The sequence below is a fragment of the Ochrobactrum soli genome, from assembly GCF_003664555.1.
Taxonomy (GTDB): Bacteria; Pseudomonadota; Alphaproteobacteria; order Rhizobiales; family Rhizobiaceae; genus Brucella; species Brucella teleogrylli.
Window position 1 is genome coordinate 148753 of record NZ_RCHH01000003.1, and the last position, 15684, is coordinate 164436.

The window sequence follows — 15684 nt, forward strand, 5'->3', positions numbered from 1 at the left end:
AAAGGGGCTTTAAAGCCCCCTTTTTTTATCTTCTTCCGCCAACCCGGCGTTTGCCTTTTCCGGCGGATGCCGCGCCCTGCTCTTCGAACAGGGATGCAAGCTGCTCGGTCATTGCGCCTGCCAGCTCTTCCGCATCGACAATCGTCACCGCGCGACGGTAATAGCGTGTCACATCGTGACCGATACCGATGGCGATCAGCTCGACCGGCGAACGCGTTTCGATCTCTTCGATCACGGCACGCAGATGCCGTTCCAGATAATTGCCCGGATTGACCGACAGGGTGGAATCGTCCACCGGCGCACCATCCGAAATCATCATCAGGATCTTGCGCTGCTCGGGACGGCCCAACAGGCGCTGATGCGCCCATATCAGCGCTTCACCGTCGATATTCTCCTTGAGAAGCCCTTCGCGCATCATCAGGCCCAGATTGCGCCGTGCGCGCCGCCATGGCGCGTCTGCGCTTTTATAGACGATGTGGCGCAGATCGTTGAGGCGACCCGGATTGGCCGGCTTGCCACGCGACAGCCAGGCCTCACGCGACTGACCGCCCTTCCAGGCCTTGGTCGTAAAACCAAGAATTTCCACCTTCACGCCGCAACGCTCCAGCGTGCGGGCCAAAATATCGGCGCAGGTGGCCGCAACCGTGATCGGGCGACCGCGCATGGAGCCGGAATTGTCCAGCACCAGCGTCACCACCGTGTCGCGGAAATCCGTATCCCGCTCCATCTTGTAGGAAAGCGGCTGGGTCGGATCGACCACGATACGCACGAGGCGCGCCGAGTCGAGATAGCCCTCTTCCAGATCGAAATCCCAGGAGCGGCTCTGCTGCGCCATCAGGCGGCGCTGGAGGCGATTGGCGAGACGGCCCACCACACCTTGCAGATTGGCCAGCTGCTTGTCGAGGAAACCGCGCAGACGGTCCAGCTCGGCCTCGTCGCACAGATCGGTCGCCTCGACCTCTTCGTCGAATTCGCGCGTGAAAACCTTGTAGTCGATCTGCTCGGAGAAATTGGCGAAAGGCTGATTGGGACGGCGCGTGTCGCCCGGCGTTTCCGCGTCGATATCCTCGCTGTCGTCCATATCGTCGGCGGATGCATCAGCGGCATCCATCTCGCCCTGCTCGCCTTCTTCGCTGGAACTATCCGACTCTTCGCTTTCAGCGGAATCGGAACCTTCCTGGCTCTCATCGCCGCCTTCTTCGTTCTCGTCAGAATCCGGCGTCTGTTCTTCGTTCTGTTCCTGATCGTCGCTCGGCTCTTCCTGCGACAGCTCTTCAGCCATGTCCATGGAAGCGAGCATATCGCGCACCGTGCGCGCAAAAGCCTGCTGATCGTCGAGATTTTCACCAAGACGCGCCAGATCGCCGCCAGCCTTCTGCTCGATCCAGTCCCGCCACAGCTCCAGTACTTCGCCCGCTTCCGCAGGTGCGGCCCGTCCGGTCAGCTTTTCGCGCAATAAGAGCGACACCGCTTCTTCAAGCGGGGCGTCTTCCTTGTCCGTAACCGCGGAGAAATTCGCCTTGGCATATTTGTCGGCCAGCATGGTCGCCAGATTATCGGCAACGCCTGCCATGGCACGCGCGCCGATGGCCTCGACACGGGCCTGCTCGACAGCATCATAAATGGCGCGGGCCTGTTTGCCTTCCGGCGCGAGCTGCGCATGAATGCGGGGATTGTGGCGCGCCTGACGCAGCGCCATCGAGTCGCCAAGGCCACGGGTCACGGCAATGTCGTGCGCGGTCGGGCGCTTCGGAAGATCGGGCAGTCGGGCGCGGTTGGCCGTCAGAGCGGGGCGATCATTGCTGAACGCCACTTCCAGCTCGTTCTCGCCGGAAATAGCGCGCATGCAAGCGGTGATCGCGCGCTTGAACGGCTCGGAGTCCACTGGCCCCGGCTTGCGCTCGCGCGAATTGTCGCCCATTCCTGACATCTGGCCTGACATATGCCTATCCTGCTTCCCATCAAATCAAGGCCCTGCCGCCATGGCGGCGACAGGCATCGTCAATTTTGCTCACGCTTGTCTGCCCCGAAACGGTTTCCGCTTCGGGAGACAGCATCAGGCCAGAACGATATTGGCCGCCGATTCCGGCAGTTCCGCACCGAAGGCGCGCTGATAGAACTCAGCCACCGTCGCGCGTTCCAGTTCATCGCACTTGTTGAGGAAGGTCAGGCGGAAGGCAAAGCCGATATCATTGCCGAAGATTGCCGCGTTTTCTGCCCAGGTAATGACGGTACGCGGGCTCATCACGGTTGAAAGATCGCCATTGATGAAAGCCTGACGGGTCATGTCGGCGACGCGAACCATCTTGTTGACGATCTCGCGGCCTTCCGCATTCTGGAAATGCTTGGCCTTGGCCAGAACGATTGCCACTTCATTGTCATGCGGCAGATAATTCAGCGTCGTCACGATGGACCAGCGGTCCATCTGGGCCTGATTGATCTGCTGCGTGCCGTGATAAAGACCGGTCGTATCGCCGAGACCGACCGTGTTGGCGGTCGCGAACAGGCGGAAAGCCGGGTGCGGATGAATAACGCGGCTCTGGTCGAGCAAGGTCAGGCGACCGGAGGTTTCCAGCACGCGCTGGATCACGAACATTACGTCCGGGCGACCGGCATCATATTCGTCGAAAACCAGCGCGACATTGTGCTGGTAGGCCCAGGGCAGGATGCCATCCTTGAATTCGGTGACCTGCACGCCGTCCTTGACGACGATGGCGTCCTTGCCGACGAGATCGATACGGCTGACATGGCTGTCGAGATTGACGCGGACGCAAGGCCAGTTCAGGCGCGCCGCAACCTGCTCGATATGGGTCGATTTACCCGTACCGTGATAGCCGGAGACCATCACGCGGCGGTTATAGGCAAAACCGGCCAGGATCGCGAGCGTCGTCTGACGGTCGAAAAGATAATCCGGATCACGCTCCGGCACATAGGAGTCGCCCGCCGCATAGGCCGGTACTTTCATGTCGGAATCTATACCGAACACATCGCGCACCGAAACCGTCGTATCCGGCAAATTGGCTATATCCCGCTCAACCTTGTTCATCATGCCTCCAGGGCGGCAGGACTGTCCGGCCGCGACATCCAAGTATCATCCGGGGCATGATGACCGGCAAGCCGGTGGTATGCCCCTTCCGTCGTTCGTTGCGGGCATCCATGCTTGAATCCGCGCCTTCCAGCACGGCAGGAGAATGTCCGTCAAAGCATTTTGCAGCCAGATGAAAACATCTGGCATCGCATAAATGCGGCTTGAGCCACAGCTCGACTTGATCAATCAAAAACCGGCCAGTTCAAGACTGGCCAATCCATCATGCTCTAGCAAAAACCTGCCTGCTTGAGCAATTGATAAGCCTGAATGACATCGCGGAATCTCTCTTCAGAACCGCGGTCACCACCATTCGCATCGGGATGGTGCTGTTTTACCAGCTCTTTATAGCGCGCCTTGATTTTATCGCTAGTCGAATTCGGTTCAAGTCCGAGTGTAGCGAGCGCTTTGATTTCCAGCGTGCGCGGCTTGCGCTTGGCTGTTGCCCCCGGCTCCTGCCCTTTTGCTTCCTTCACGAAATTGAACGGATCGCGGATGCGATTGTGATAGGAAGCCGAGCCGGAACGCATCTTGGCCATGTCGGGGGAAGTGCGCGCCTTGGCCGTCGAATTCGCCGTCGTGGACCAGGTTGGACGATGGCCAGTGACCGCATCCTTCTGGAATTTGGCGATATCTCCATCGGCAAGACCGGAGAAATAGTTGAAATTCTTATTATATTCCCGCACGTGGTCTATGCAGAAGTGGAAATATTCCCCTTCGCGCATGCGTCCGACCGGCGCGCGATGCGTGCCGGGCTTGTCACAACCGTCCCACTGGCAGCAAGGGCCGCTGGACTTGGCCTGCTGCGTCTTTTTCGGGCGGATGCGGATACTGTCGAAAAGTTTGGAGTTCGTGGTCATCGAATCAATTATGCGGATTAAGGGGTTGCTAAACAAGAATTGACATTTCGTCCGGTTGGGCTTTTGGCCATTTCAACTGGGCGAAATTTTGAAGCGGATCTGGTTCCTGTGCGGATTTGCCCCACCTTGGGCCGTCGGGGCTTGAGTCTATATGAAGCACAGCGTGTATATGGGGAGAACGAGCCCAAATGTCCATTCACAATAGCAAACAAGACGTGATGGAAGCGAAGCTGACGGCAGCTTTTGCGCCGGAACGGCTTGAAATCATTAATGAAAGCCACCTTCACGCTGGCCATCATCATCACGACAGCGACCACCACTCGGCTTTTGACGGCTCCGGCGAGACGCATTTTCGCGTCCGGATCGTCTCCGATGCCTTCACGGGCCTGAGTCGCCTTCAGCGCCATCGCGCCATCAACGAAGCCCTCAAGGACGAGCTGAACAACGGTGTTCATGCGCTGGCGCTTGAACCTTCTGCCCCCGGCGAACCGACGCGCCGGTAATCCTGCCTATTTAAGTACGCTGCGGCAGAACGCCAACAGCCACGACCGGCTTTCCATCGGCATCCAGCGTTACGATACGCAGACGCGTCAAGCGGTTCTTCTCCTTTTTCAACACGGAGAACCGCTTGCCGTGAAAGGTGAAAGCCTGTTTCACTTCCGGGATTGACTGGGTTTCATGAATGACCAGCCCTGCAATCGTCGTCGCTTCCTCGTCGGGCAGCGACCAGTCGAGCGCGCGGTTCAGATCGCGAATCGGCAGTGATCCGTCGACAATGACCGAACCGTCCGGTTGCAGCCGCACGCCCTGCATGTCGATATCGTGCTCATCGGCAATATCGCCGACAATTTCCTCCAGAATATCTTCCAGCGTCACCAGACCCTGCACATCGCCATATTCGTCCACGACGATGGCGATATGCGCCTTGCGGCGCAAAAACGCATTCAGCTGATCCTGCAAGGTCGTGGTATCCGGCACGAACCACGGCTTGCTCGCCACTTTCATGATGTCGATGCGGGTAAAATCATTATCGACATCATAGAGCGCCCGTACCAGATCCTTGGTGTGAATGATGCCGACAATATTGTCGATATCGTTGCGCCAGACCGGCATGCGCGTGTGCGGGCTTGCCAGAATATCACCGACGATCTGCTCGGCGGGGGCGTCGGCATTGATCGTTCCCATCGCGGTGCGATGCACCATGATGTCGCTGACTTCCAGCTCCTTGAGATCGAGAAGACCTCCCAACTGGTCGCGATCTTCCTTGATCACCGAACCGTCACGATGCAGCACAGCGACGGCGCCGCGTATCTCCTCGGACGCTGAGAGCATCGAACGCCCTGCCGCCAGATTGATGCCGAACAGCCGCAAGATGACGCGCACGATCCAGTTCACCACCGATGAAACCGGGCCGATGACCGTCACCACAAAGGATACGCTGCGCGCCACCGCCAGCGAAAAGCGGTCGGGCGCGGAAATGGCCCAGGATTTTGGCAGCACTTCCGCGAAGATCACCAGAATGATCGTCATGGCGATAGTGGCATAGGCCACACCGGCGTCACCGAAGAAGGTCAGGAAAATGCTGGTGGCAATCGAGGATGCGAGGATATTTGCGAGATTATTGCCAATCAGCAGCGCGCCGATCAGCCGGTCGCGCCGGCTGATCAATTGCTGCACGACCTCGGCACGCTCGTCGCCCTGGTTTTCCAGCGAATGCATCCGCGCGCGGGACGCAGCCGTCAGCGCCGTTTCGGAACCGGAGAAAAAGGCGGATAGAATGACACAAAGCAGGATGATCCCGCACATGATCCAGAGTTCGAAAACCATTCCGTCGATCTCCTTTTCCGTCCGCGCCGACCGGTTGCGCTATGAAATTTATGCGTCCGCGAGACGTTCCTTCAAAAACTCAAGCACGGCGGCGGGCGGCACATCCTTGGCGATGAAAGACTGGCCGATCCCGTGGGTGAGGATGAAGGTGAGCGCGCCGCGCGCCACTTTCTTGTCCTGCGCGATATAGTCCATCAGCTTTTCCGCAGGCGGCAGACCGCCCGGCACCTCGTCAAGCGACGTCGGCAGGCCAACAGCCTTCAGATGCGCCTCGACCCGTTCCGCTGCTTCCACACCGGCCAGATTCATCTTGACCGAAAAACGATGCGCCAGCGCCATGCCGATGGCGACACCCTCGCCATGCACCAAACGGCTCGAATCATAGCCCGTCGCCGTTTCCAGCGCGTGTCCGAATGTATGGCCGAGATTAAGCAGCGCCCGGTCACCGGTTTCGCGCTCGTCGCGCGCCACCACGGCGGCCTTGGAACGGCAGGATTCGGCAATCGCTTGCGCTCGCGCCGTGCCACCGGCAAAGACTTCCTGCCAGTTTTTCTCCAGCCAGGCGAAGAAATCCGGGCGGTCGATGAGGCCATATTTGGCAACTTCCGCATAACCGGCTCGGAATTCACGCGGGCTCAGCGTGTCCAGCACATCCGTGTCGGCCAGCACCAGCTGCGGCTGGTAGAAAACACCGACGAGATTCTTGCCATAGGCAGTGTTGATGCCCGTCTTGCCGCCAACCGACGAATCCACCTGCGCCAGAAGCGAAGTCGGCATCTGCACGAAATTCATGCCGCGCCGCACAATCCCGGCCACAAAGCCGGACAGATCGCCCACCACGCCGCCGCCGAAAGCCACCAGCGCATCGCCGCGCTCCAGCCGGGCCGCCAAAATGGCATTGGTGACGGTTTCAAGCGTCGCAAAGGACTTGGATTTTTCGCCCGGTGCCACAATAACGGGCGTGGCTTCGATACCGGCATTGCCAAAGCTTGTCCGCAGCCGTTCAAGATGCACCCTGGCGACATTTTCATCGGTGACGATGGCAACGCGCGCGCCCTTCAGGCGCTTGGCAACTTCCGCGCCCGCACGGTCAACGAGGCCCTTGCCGATCAGGATATCGTAAGAGCGCTCTCCCAGCGAAACCGGCACGGTAACACTGTCATGTGCGGACGAAGGCGCATTCATTCTATTCTCCAGTCGATTTTTCCAGATGCCGTTTTTCCAGATGCTGGGCGAGAACCTCGATCAGCTCGTCGGCGATGATTTCTTTCTTCTCTTCGCGCGTCATCATGTGCAGATCGGCAAGCGCATAAACCGGATAGCGCTCATTCATCAGTTTCTGCATGACGGCACGCGGATCGCTGTTGCGAAGAAGCGGCCGGTTCTGGCGGCGGGAAACCCTGTCCATCAGCACATCGATATCGGCATTGAGCCAGATGGAAACACCCGCAGCGCCTATGGCCGTGCGCGTTTCGGCATTCATGTAAGCGCCGCCGCCCGTGGCAAGCACCATCGGGCCGTCATCGAGAAGACGCAGGATCACCCGGCGTTCAAGATCGCGGAATTCAACCTCGCCATAGGCTTCGAACAGTTCGGGGATCGTCATGCGCGAGACAGCTTCGATCTCCGTATCGGCATCGCGGAAAGGCAGGCCGAGCATCGAAGCCATTTTGCGGCCAATGGTGGACTTGCCCGCGCCCATCAGGCCGACCAGCACCAGAACCTTCGTACCGAGCAGACCACGGATGGCGTCGGCTCGCCCATGGAGCCCCGCCTTCTCATGCAGCCCAGCCTTTTCATGTGAATTGGCTTGTTTTTCTATACTGCTCATCAACCTCATCCATTTGGGATGGTTCCACATGAAAAACCGGGCGGCGTCAATTGCTTTCATGGAATCTGAAAGCAGGAATGGCGGCTTTTTGCAGCGACGCCACCGACATTCTTGCTTTCACCGCAATGCCGCATCATAAACGACAGATGCCTACGCTGACGCGCCTCATCGCTTTCGTCGTCCTGATCGCAGCCATTGTCTATGCTGCGATGTATGCGCTTGCGAATTTCGTCGAGCCGCAGACCCAGGAAATGCGGGTGGAGATTCCAGCCTCCAAACTGAACCCAGTGCCGATTGCGCCACCGCCTTCAAATGCTGGAACCGCCGCAAGCGAGACGCCAGCTATTGAAACAACCACGCCTTCACAGGAATAATGATGCGCGCATCGCTGGCGATTGAAAATTTCCTTGAAATGATGAGCGCCGAACGGGGCGCGGCAGGCAATACGCTCGAATCCTATGCGCGCGACCTCACCATGACCGCCGAAGCGCTGGCTGAGCGCGGCATCAATCTAGCGGAAGCTGAGGCCGATCACATTCGCTCGGTGCTTGACGGCATGGCGAGGGAAGGCTTTGCCGCGACATCGCAGGCGCGGCGGCTGTCCGCGCTGCGCCAGTTCTTCCGCTTTCTCTATGCGGAAGGCTTTCGGCAGGACGACCCCACCGGCGTCATCGATGCGCCGAAGAAGCAAAAGCCGCTGCCAAAAATCATGAGCGTCGATCAGGTCACCCTCCTTCTCGACCGGGCGGCGCTGGAAGCAAGCGAAGCGCAAGAACAAGGCGAGCGCATCAAGGCACTGCGGCTTCATGCGCTGATTGAAACGCTTTATGCCACGGGCTTGCGTGTTTCGGAGCTGGTGGGCCTGCCGGTCCGCGTTGCGCGCACCGATCACCGTTTTTTGTTGGTGCGGGGTAAGGGCTCGAAAGATCGTATGGTGCCGCTGTCGACCAAGGCGCGGGATGCGTTGCAGACCTTTTTGGCCTTGCGCGATTCCCTGCCCGCCTGCGAAGAGAACCCGTGGCTGTTTCCAGCCTTCTCCGAAAGCGGGCATCTGGCGCGACAGGTTTTTGCCCGCGAATTGAAGGGGTTGGCCGCCCGCGCCAATCTTTCCGCCGCTGCCATTTCACCCCATGTTCTGCGCCACGCCTTTGCCAGCCATCTTTTGCAGAACGGCGCTGACTTGCGCACGGTTCAGCAATTGCTCGGCCATGCCGATATTTCGACCACGCAGATTTATACGCATGTGCTTGAGGAAAGACTGCATAAGCTCGTCAGTGAACATCATCCGCTTGCCGATTGAGCCTGCTCCGGTTATGAGAAAAGCAAAATTTGCAAGTTGAGCCCGCAGTGAATATGTAAGGCGCCGTAAAACAGCCTTCTTCAGGCACGCTATTGCGGCGATCTCGTTGGAAACGCACGAACAGTCAGGCCCGATGTACAACTATCTCGATTTTGAAAAACCCGTCGCCGATCTCGAAGGCCAGATTCTTGAGCTGAAGAAGCTCGCGCAGGAACAAGGCAGCGTTGAGATGAGCGACGAGATTCGCCGCCTCGAGAAGCGTTCGGCCGATGCGCTGAAAGATATCTACCGCAAGCTGACCCCGTGGCAGAAGGCGCAGATCGCCCGCCACCCGGATCGTCCGCATTGCCTGGAATATATCGACCGGCTGTTTACGGAATTCACGCCTCTGGCCGGTGATCGCCAGTTCGCCAATGACGAAGCGCTGCAGGCTGGCTTTGCCCGTTTCAACGGACAGCCGGTCGCCATTCTCGGTCAGGAAAAGGGCTCGGACACCAAGACGCGCCTCAAGCACAATTTTGGCTCGGCCCGTCCGGAAGGCTATCGCAAGGCCGTCCGCATCATGGAAATGGCCGACCGTTTTCAGCTGCCGCTGATCACGCTGGTTGATACGGCAGGCGCCTATCCGGGTGTCAGCGCCGAAGAGCGCGGTCAGGCGGAAGCCATTGCGCGTTCCACCGCCGAATGCCTGCGTCTGCGCGTGCCGGTGGTCTCGATCATCATCGGCGAAGGCGGTTCGGGCGGCGCTATCGCGATTGCCGTCGCCAACCGCGTCTATATGCTCGAACATTCGATCTATTCGGTCATCTCGCCGGAAGGCGCGGCCTCGATCCTGTGGCACGATTCCACCCGCGCCAAGGATGCCGCCTCCAACATGCGCATCACCGCGCAGGATCTGTTCGATCTCAAGGTCATCGACGGTATCATTCCTGAGCCGCTCGGCGGCGCGCATCGCGGCAAGGAAGCCGTCATCGATGCGGCGGGCGACATGATCACGGCATCGTTACGGTCGATGAAGGATGTCGACGGTGAAACGCTGAAGCAGGAACGCCGTCAGAAATTCCTCCAGATCGGCCGTAATCTCTAATAAAGCCCTGTCAGTTTTGGCATTTCTCATCCGGGATGTTCTTCACATCCCGGATTTGCATCTTCACGTCATTTCCGCCATATTGCCGTCGCGTTAATTTTTAGATATCCAGGCAAGGATTTGTAAACGATACCGTAAGGTTTGGTTGTCAAAATCACCCTTGCAGGAAATCGTCTCTTGCACCGTTCTAACAGACTCGATGCGATATGAAGATCAGAACCGCAATACTTGGAACCGTCATGGCAACCGCGCTTCTCGCGGGGTGTCAGGGCTCGTCCGTATCCGACCTGAGCTTGCGCGCTGAAAAGCCGCTTCCCGAGAAGATCGTCACCAAGATGAAGGCGAAGGGCATGACCCGCACCTCGCCGATTCTGGTCAGAATCTTCAAGGAAGAAGGCGTTCTCGAAGTTTGGAAGCAGAAGAATAACGGCAAATACGACCAGATTGCCTCTTATGAAATCTGCAAATGGTCGGGCAAGCTCGGACCGAAATATATTGAGGGTGACCGTCAGGCTCCAGAAGGTTTCTACACCGTCCACCCGACGCAGATGAACCCGAAATCCAATTATTATCTCGCCTTCAACATCGGTTTTCCCAACGCCTATGACCGCGCCAACGGGCGCACGGGCCAGAACCTGATGGTGCACGGCGCATGCTCTTCGTCGGGCTGCTATTCGATGACCGACGAAAGCGTTTCTGAAATCTACGCCTTCGGACGCGACGCCTTCAAGGGCGGCCAGCGCGACTTCCAGATTCAGGCCTTCCCGTTCCGCATGACCAATGCCAACATGGCGCGCTACAAGAGCGACCCGAATTACGGCTTCTGGAAAATGCTGAAGCAGGGCTATGACGCCTTCGAAGTGACCAAGGTTCCGCCGAAGGTTGATGTTTGCGAGAAGCGCTACGTGTTCAACGTCGCTTCGCCAGACGGAAAGCCACTCTCAGCAACGGATGCCTGCCCGCCATCGGCCAACACCGACGCGATGTCGACGGCCTACGCATCTTATGAAAAGACCTTCCAGAGCGCCTTCAGCGCTTCGCAGAAAGCGCCTGCTCCATCGATTCAGGGTCTGACCGAAGCCAAGCTTGTTTCGGCTTGGAGCGCTGCCCGCGCCCGCGGCGAAAAGGTAACGCGAGAACCGCCGTCGCTCACGCCATCATCGGCTGAAAAGGCTGGCGCACCGGATATTCGTCCTGCTACGCCTGCACTTGCGCAGCCAGCGAGCGCAATTGCCGCAACGGCTCCCGTTGCAGCTCCGGTAGCCGCTCCGGTCACCGCGTCTGTGCCGACACCGCAGCAAAACCCCGCCCAGAGCCCCGCAATGCCTGCCGACGTTTCGCCAGTGACGACCGGCAGCACGGTTGCACAGAATATCGATCAGCCCGCACCTGTGGCTGCACCGGAAGCGAAAAAGCCATGGTGGAAGATCATCGGCAACTGACCTCTACCGAGGCACACATTCCCGTTTATGACCTGAGGGGGCTGAAATGCCCCCTCCCGGTTTTGAAGACCCGTCATCGTCTGGAGAAAATGCCAAGCGGCGCATATCTCTGGGTGGAGGCGACCGACCCGCTTTCCGGTATCGACCTGCCGCATTTCTGCGCGCAGGAAGGCCATGCGCTCATTGAACATGAGCGCAGCGAAACCGTGCAACGTTTCCTGATCCGGAAAAAATAAGGTTCAGTGCTTCGGTGAAAAGCCCGGGATTGCCAGCGGGTTTTCCATCAGCGCTGCGCGATCAGGCCGGTCGAGGCTTGGACGACCCAGAAATGCGTCGAACAGCTCCCGCACATAGCTTTCCGGCAGATCCTTGACGATCATCACCAGAAGCGTCTGCTTCTCACCTTGCGGCCATTGCGGCAAGCGCGCTGGCGGATGGAAGATTTTCTGGACGCCATGAATCACCACCGGACGTTCCGGGTCTTCGGCGATCTGGACGATGCCTTTGACACGCAGCAGCTTCTCGCCATGCGTCGAGCGCAAGAGATCGAGGAACATATCGAAACTCGAGAGCGGAATGGGCGCATCATGCCGCAGCGAAAACGAGCGGATGGCATCGTCATGATGGTGGTGATGCGCATGATGATGATCGTGGTCGCAATCCGGGCCGCAAACATGGTCATGATCGTGCCCGTGATCATGATGATGCGCATGGTCGTGATGATGATGGTCATCATGCTCATAGGCTTCCGCCTTGAGCCAGCGCTGCACATCCGCCGTTTTGGTCTCGGGATTATATAATCCGCATTCGAACAAGGCCGCAAAGCCAGTGCGCTGATCGCCTGCCGTCAGAATTTCCGCACCCGGATTGAGCGCCCGCAACCGTGCTTTCAGTGCCGGCAAACCTGCCTGCGCTTCCGACAGGTCCGATTTGGTCAGGATGATGCGGTCGGCCATCGCCGCCTGCTTGACCGCTTCCTCGTGGTTGTCGAGTGTCGCCGTGCCGTTCACGGCGTCAACGGTCGTCAGCACGCCATCAAGACGGAAGGCCTGCATCAGCACCGGATGCCCCATGATCGAATGCAGCACCGGCGCCGGGTCGGCAAGACCGGTGGTTTCGATGATGACCCGCTTCAGCGCCTTGATGCGCCCGGTCTGCAAGCGGTCGATCAGATCAGCCAGCGTATCGACCAGCTCGCCGCGCACCGTGCAGCAGAGGCAACCGTCGGAAAGCTCGATAACACCTTCGCTCGCCTGCTCGACCAGCAGATGATCGATACCCACCTCACCGAATTCGTTGATGATGACGGCAGTGTCGCTCAGGGCCGGGTCTTTCAGAAGCCGGTTGAGTAGCGTTGTCTTGCCGGAGCCCAGAAAGCCGGTCAACACGGAGACGGGAATAGGATTTGGCATGGCAAACACTTCACACTTTGAGGGCGCGACACTTCAGGAACACGATGGACAGAGTTGACCCTATCAACCCAATATTATGGTGGATCAGTTGATCGCGGTCGTCTTTATACCCACCGCACGCTGCGGGCGTGGCATCGGCACAGGCACCTGCGAAATATGCAACTGGCTCGGCTTTGTGACCGGGCCAGGTTCGGAAACAAGCCCAACCTGCACCGCAACCGGATCGTGATCCATGGCGTGAATATAGGGCGAGTTGATCTTCAGCTTGCCTTCGACATCGCGACCGTCCCAGCGGTCGGCCATGGCTTCCTTGCTGCAAATCGCCTTGCGCATATCGACAGCCTCATTGAGATTGCCGCCTGCGGTTGGTCGCAGCGTCGCAAGCGTTGCGCCGCCGGACGCGCTGGCGCGAAATGCATCGGTCATCAGCTGCGCAGCCTGTACGGCGCGCGCTTCCTGACGATCCGCGCCGAGTACGATGGCAAGCACCGTGCGACCGTTGCGCGTGGCGGACCCGGCCAGATTGAAGCCCGACGCACAGACGAAACCGGTCTTCATGCCGTCCGCGCCGTCATAACGGCCAAGCAGAATGTTGTAATTGGCCTGAATTTTCTTGCCCGCACCCGGATCGATGGCCTCGGTGGCAAAATAATGCGCATATTGCGGGAATTCACGGCGCAGCTGCACAGCGAGCACCGCAAGATCGCGCGCCGTCGTATAATTGTTCGGATCGTGCAGACCGTTCGGATTGGCGAAATGCGATCCGACCATGCCGAGACGCTGCGCTTCCGCATTCATGAGCTGTACGAAGCCAGCTTCGCTGCCACCGACTGCCTCGCCCACGGCGACGGCGACGTCATTGGCGGATTTGACGAGCATGATCTTCAGCGCGGTATCGAGCGTCATGACCGAGCCCGGCTTGTAGCCCATCTTGCTCGGCGGCTCCTTGGCGGCACGAACCGTCATCGGCACCGGAGATTCAAGCGTCATGCGACCGGACTGGAGCGCGCGAAACGCCACATAGGCGGTCATCATCTTGGTGAGCGAAGCCGGATACCAGCGCTGGAACGCATCCTTTTGGGCATAAACCTTGCCGGTCGCCACATCGACGGCGATTGATGGATTGGCAACCGCCGCTCCCATCGCCGTGCCAGCCATTGCTGCGGCAGCAACCAGGATTTTCAACGACTTCGACAACATTGCGCAGTTCCAATCAATAATGGCCCGCAACTTCTGCGGGTCTCCGTTTGCACGGCTCAATTCAATGGTTCCAAATCGCCATCAGGACGACACACGACACGTTCGGTCATATAAGGAGGATTTGCGTTGCTCTTATCTATGCCATGTGGCGAGGAAAAGGCAAACAGGGATTGCCGGATTTCACCGAAACGTCATATCCTGTACCCTTCAAATCACACCTGATACCCATGCATATATAGACCCAATACGGGAGCCTCTCCGAAATGCCAGTGCTTAATCGTGCCGTAGAAACACAGGCGGAAATCGCCGGTTGGCGTCGCCAGCTTCACCAGAATCCCGAACTGCTCTACGACGTGCACGACACTGCAAAATTCGTCGCGGAAAAATTGAAAGCTTTCGGCTGCGACCATGTGGAAACCGGCGTCGGACGCTCCGGCGTGGTCGGCATCATCGAGGGCCGCCACGGCGACGGCCCGGCCATCGGCCTGCGCGCCGATATGGACGCTTTGCCGATCAATGAAACCAGCGGCGTCGAATGGGCATCGAAAATTCCCGGCAAGGCGCATTCCTGCGGCCATGACGGGCACACTTCCATGCTGCTGGGCGCTGCACAATATCTGAGCGAGACCCGCAATTTCCGCGGATCGGTCGCGTTGCTGTTCCAGCCTGCCGAAGAAGGCGGCGCGGGGGGCCTCGCCATGGTCCAGGACGGCGTCATGGAACGCTACGGCATTTCGGAAGTCTATGGCGTGCATAATATGCCGGGTTTGCCCGTGGGTCAGTTTGCCATGTGCAAGGGACCGATCATGGCCGCAACCGACGAATTCGATCTCTTCGTCAGCGGTCGCGGCGGTCATGCGGCACAGCCGCACCGCACGATTGATCCGATCCTCGCCGGTTCGCAGCTGATGATCGCCTTGCAGGGCATCGTCTCGCGCAACACCGATCCGCTGGATTCGCTCGTCATTTCGGTCACGAAATTCATCGCGGGCGAGGCCTACAATGTGATCCCGGAAAAGGCGACACTGTCGGGCACTGTGCGCACGCTGCAAAAGGAAACCCGCGCTTTCGCCGAACGCCGTATCCGCGAAGTGGCTGCCGGGATCGCCGCCGCCACGGGCGCAGAAATTACCGTGCGCTATAAGAACAATTATCCGGTCACCTTCAACCACGATGCGCAGACGGAATTTGCCGAGCGCATCGCCACCGGCGTTGCAGGTGAAGGCAAGGTCAACGCCAATGTCGAGCCGATGATGGCTGCCGAAGATTTTTCCTACATGCTGGAAGCGCGCCCCGGCGCCTATATCTTCATCGGCAATGGCGATACGCCGGGCCTACATCACCCGGCCTATGATTTCAACGACGACGCTATTCCCTATGGCGTCAGCTATTTCGTGTCCGTCGCCGAGACGGCGCTTGCCGCCTGACGTCACTCCAAACTTGAGAAAATCCGCCTACCCCGCTTTTTGCGGGGTTGGCTACCGCCATGAAACCCAGTATGTGTCGAAAATATCCGAACATGCTGGCATCACTGGCAACAGCGGATGGTTTAACGGTCGGTCCCGTAGCTCAGTAGGATAGAGCGACAGATTCCTAATCTGTAGGCCACTGGTTCGAATCCAGTCGGGATCACCACTTAA

Annotated in this window: 15 protein-coding genes and 1 tRNA gene; 8 read left to right on the top strand and 8 right to left on the bottom strand. The window is 58.7% G+C overall.

Going from position 1 to position 15684, the window contains the following annotated elements; translation table 11 throughout:
* Nucleotides 1-25 precede the first annotated feature (25 nt).
* The 3 genes from cobT to D8666_RS06120 form a co-directional block, all read right to left on the bottom strand.
* On the bottom strand, nt 26-1942 hold the full coding sequence (gene cobT, locus D8666_RS06110; RefSeq protein ID WP_121536820.1) for a cobaltochelatase subunit CobT: 1917 nt from the start codon (nt 1940-1942) through the stop codon (nt 26-28).
* Between the two features lie 114 nt (nt 1943-2056).
* The gene (gene cobS / locus D8666_RS06115) at nt 2057-3046 is read right to left on the bottom strand and encodes a cobaltochelatase subunit CobS (protein ID WP_109369985.1); all 990 of its coding nucleotides are present in this window, start codon (nt 3044-3046) and stop codon (nt 2057-2059) included.
* Nucleotides 3047-3315: 269 nt separating this feature from the next.
* Nucleotides 3316-3945 (bottom strand): J domain-containing protein, encoded by a 630-nt coding sequence (locus tag D8666_RS06120; protein ID WP_109369986.1) that lies wholly within the window; start codon nt 3943-3945, stop codon nt 3316-3318.
* A 188-nt stretch (nt 3946-4133) separates the two neighbouring features.
* On the opposite strand from D8666_RS06120, the gene D8666_RS06130 reads away from it, so the two are divergent.
* Nucleotides 4134-4448 (top strand): BolA family protein, encoded by a 315-nt coding sequence (locus D8666_RS06130; RefSeq protein ID WP_121536822.1) that lies wholly within the window; start codon nt 4134-4136, stop codon nt 4446-4448.
* 10 nt (nt 4449-4458) lie between these two features.
* Here D8666_RS06130 and D8666_RS06135 read toward each other — a convergent pair whose 3' ends face one another.
* Genes D8666_RS06135 through D8666_RS06145 form a run of 3 tightly spaced genes read right to left on the bottom strand, consistent with a single transcriptional unit; the run spans nt 4459 to nt 7603 of the window.
* On the bottom strand, nt 4459-5772 hold the full coding sequence (locus D8666_RS06135; protein ID WP_109369988.1) for an HlyC/CorC family transporter: 1314 nt from the start codon (nt 5770-5772) through the stop codon (nt 4459-4461).
* A gap of 48 nt (nt 5773-5820) precedes the next feature.
* A complete protein-coding gene (gene aroB, locus D8666_RS06140) occupies nt 5821-6957 on the bottom strand; it encodes a 3-dehydroquinate synthase (protein ID WP_121536824.1) in 1137 nt (378 codons plus the stop codon).
* A 1-nt stretch (nt 6958) separates the two neighbouring features.
* On the bottom strand, nt 6959-7603 hold the full coding sequence (locus D8666_RS06145; RefSeq protein ID WP_109370333.1) for a shikimate kinase: 645 nt from the start codon (nt 7601-7603) through the stop codon (nt 6959-6961).
* 146 nt (nt 7604-7749) lie between these two features.
* Between D8666_RS06145 and D8666_RS06150 the strand changes: the two genes are divergently transcribed.
* The 5 genes from D8666_RS06150 (at nt 7750) to D8666_RS06170 (ending at nt 11668) form a co-directional block, all read left to right on the top strand.
* Nucleotides 7750-7977, top strand: a complete 228-nt coding sequence (locus D8666_RS06150; RefSeq protein WP_109370334.1) for a hypothetical protein — start codon at nt 7750-7752, stop codon at nt 7975-7977.
* A 2-nt stretch (nt 7978-7979) separates the two neighbouring features.
* Complete coding sequence (gene xerD, locus D8666_RS06155) at nt 7980-8903, top strand: site-specific tyrosine recombinase XerD (RefSeq protein WP_121536826.1); 924 nt, start codon at nt 7980-7982, stop codon at nt 8901-8903.
* A gap of 133 nt (nt 8904-9036) precedes the next feature.
* Complete coding sequence (locus D8666_RS06160; protein ID WP_109369991.1) at nt 9037-9990, top strand: acetyl-CoA carboxylase carboxyltransferase subunit alpha; 954 nt, start codon at nt 9037-9039, stop codon at nt 9988-9990.
* A gap of 206 nt (nt 9991-10196) precedes the next feature.
* Nucleotides 10197-11432, top strand: coding sequence for a L,D-transpeptidase family protein (locus D8666_RS06165; RefSeq protein ID WP_109369992.1), 1236 nt, complete (start codon nt 10197-10199; stop codon nt 11430-11432).
* Nucleotides 11411-11668, top strand: a complete 258-nt coding sequence (locus tag D8666_RS06170) for a sulfurtransferase TusA family protein (protein WP_235858911.1) — start codon at nt 11411-11413, stop codon at nt 11666-11668. Before D8666_RS06165 ends, D8666_RS06170 begins: the two co-directional genes overlap by 22 nt.
* 3 nt (nt 11669-11671) lie before the next feature.
* Here the strand turns inward: D8666_RS06170 and D8666_RS06175 are convergent, their stop codons facing one another.
* Together D8666_RS06175 and D8666_RS06180 are read right to left on the bottom strand one after the other, a co-directional pair.
* Nucleotides 11672-12844: a CobW family GTP-binding protein gene (locus D8666_RS06175; protein WP_121536830.1), complete on the bottom strand. Its 1173-nt coding sequence runs from the start codon at nt 12842-12844 to the stop codon at nt 11672-11674.
* 84 nt (nt 12845-12928) lie between these two features.
* On the bottom strand, nt 12929-14044 hold the full coding sequence (locus D8666_RS06180; RefSeq protein WP_121536832.1) for a D-alanyl-D-alanine carboxypeptidase family protein: 1116 nt from the start codon (nt 14042-14044) through the stop codon (nt 12929-12931).
* Between the two features lie 263 nt (nt 14045-14307).
* Here D8666_RS06180 and D8666_RS06185 point away from each other — a divergent pair, with 263 nt between their 5' ends.
* Nucleotides 14308-15471 (top strand): M20 aminoacylase family protein, encoded by a 1164-nt coding sequence (locus D8666_RS06185; RefSeq protein WP_121536834.1) that lies wholly within the window; start codon nt 14308-14310, stop codon nt 15469-15471.
* A gap of 131 nt (nt 15472-15602) precedes the next feature.
* Nucleotides 15603-15679: transfer RNA gene (locus tag D8666_RS06195), tRNA-Arg, on the top strand.
* The last annotated feature ends 5 nt before the right edge of the window (nt 15680-15684 follow it).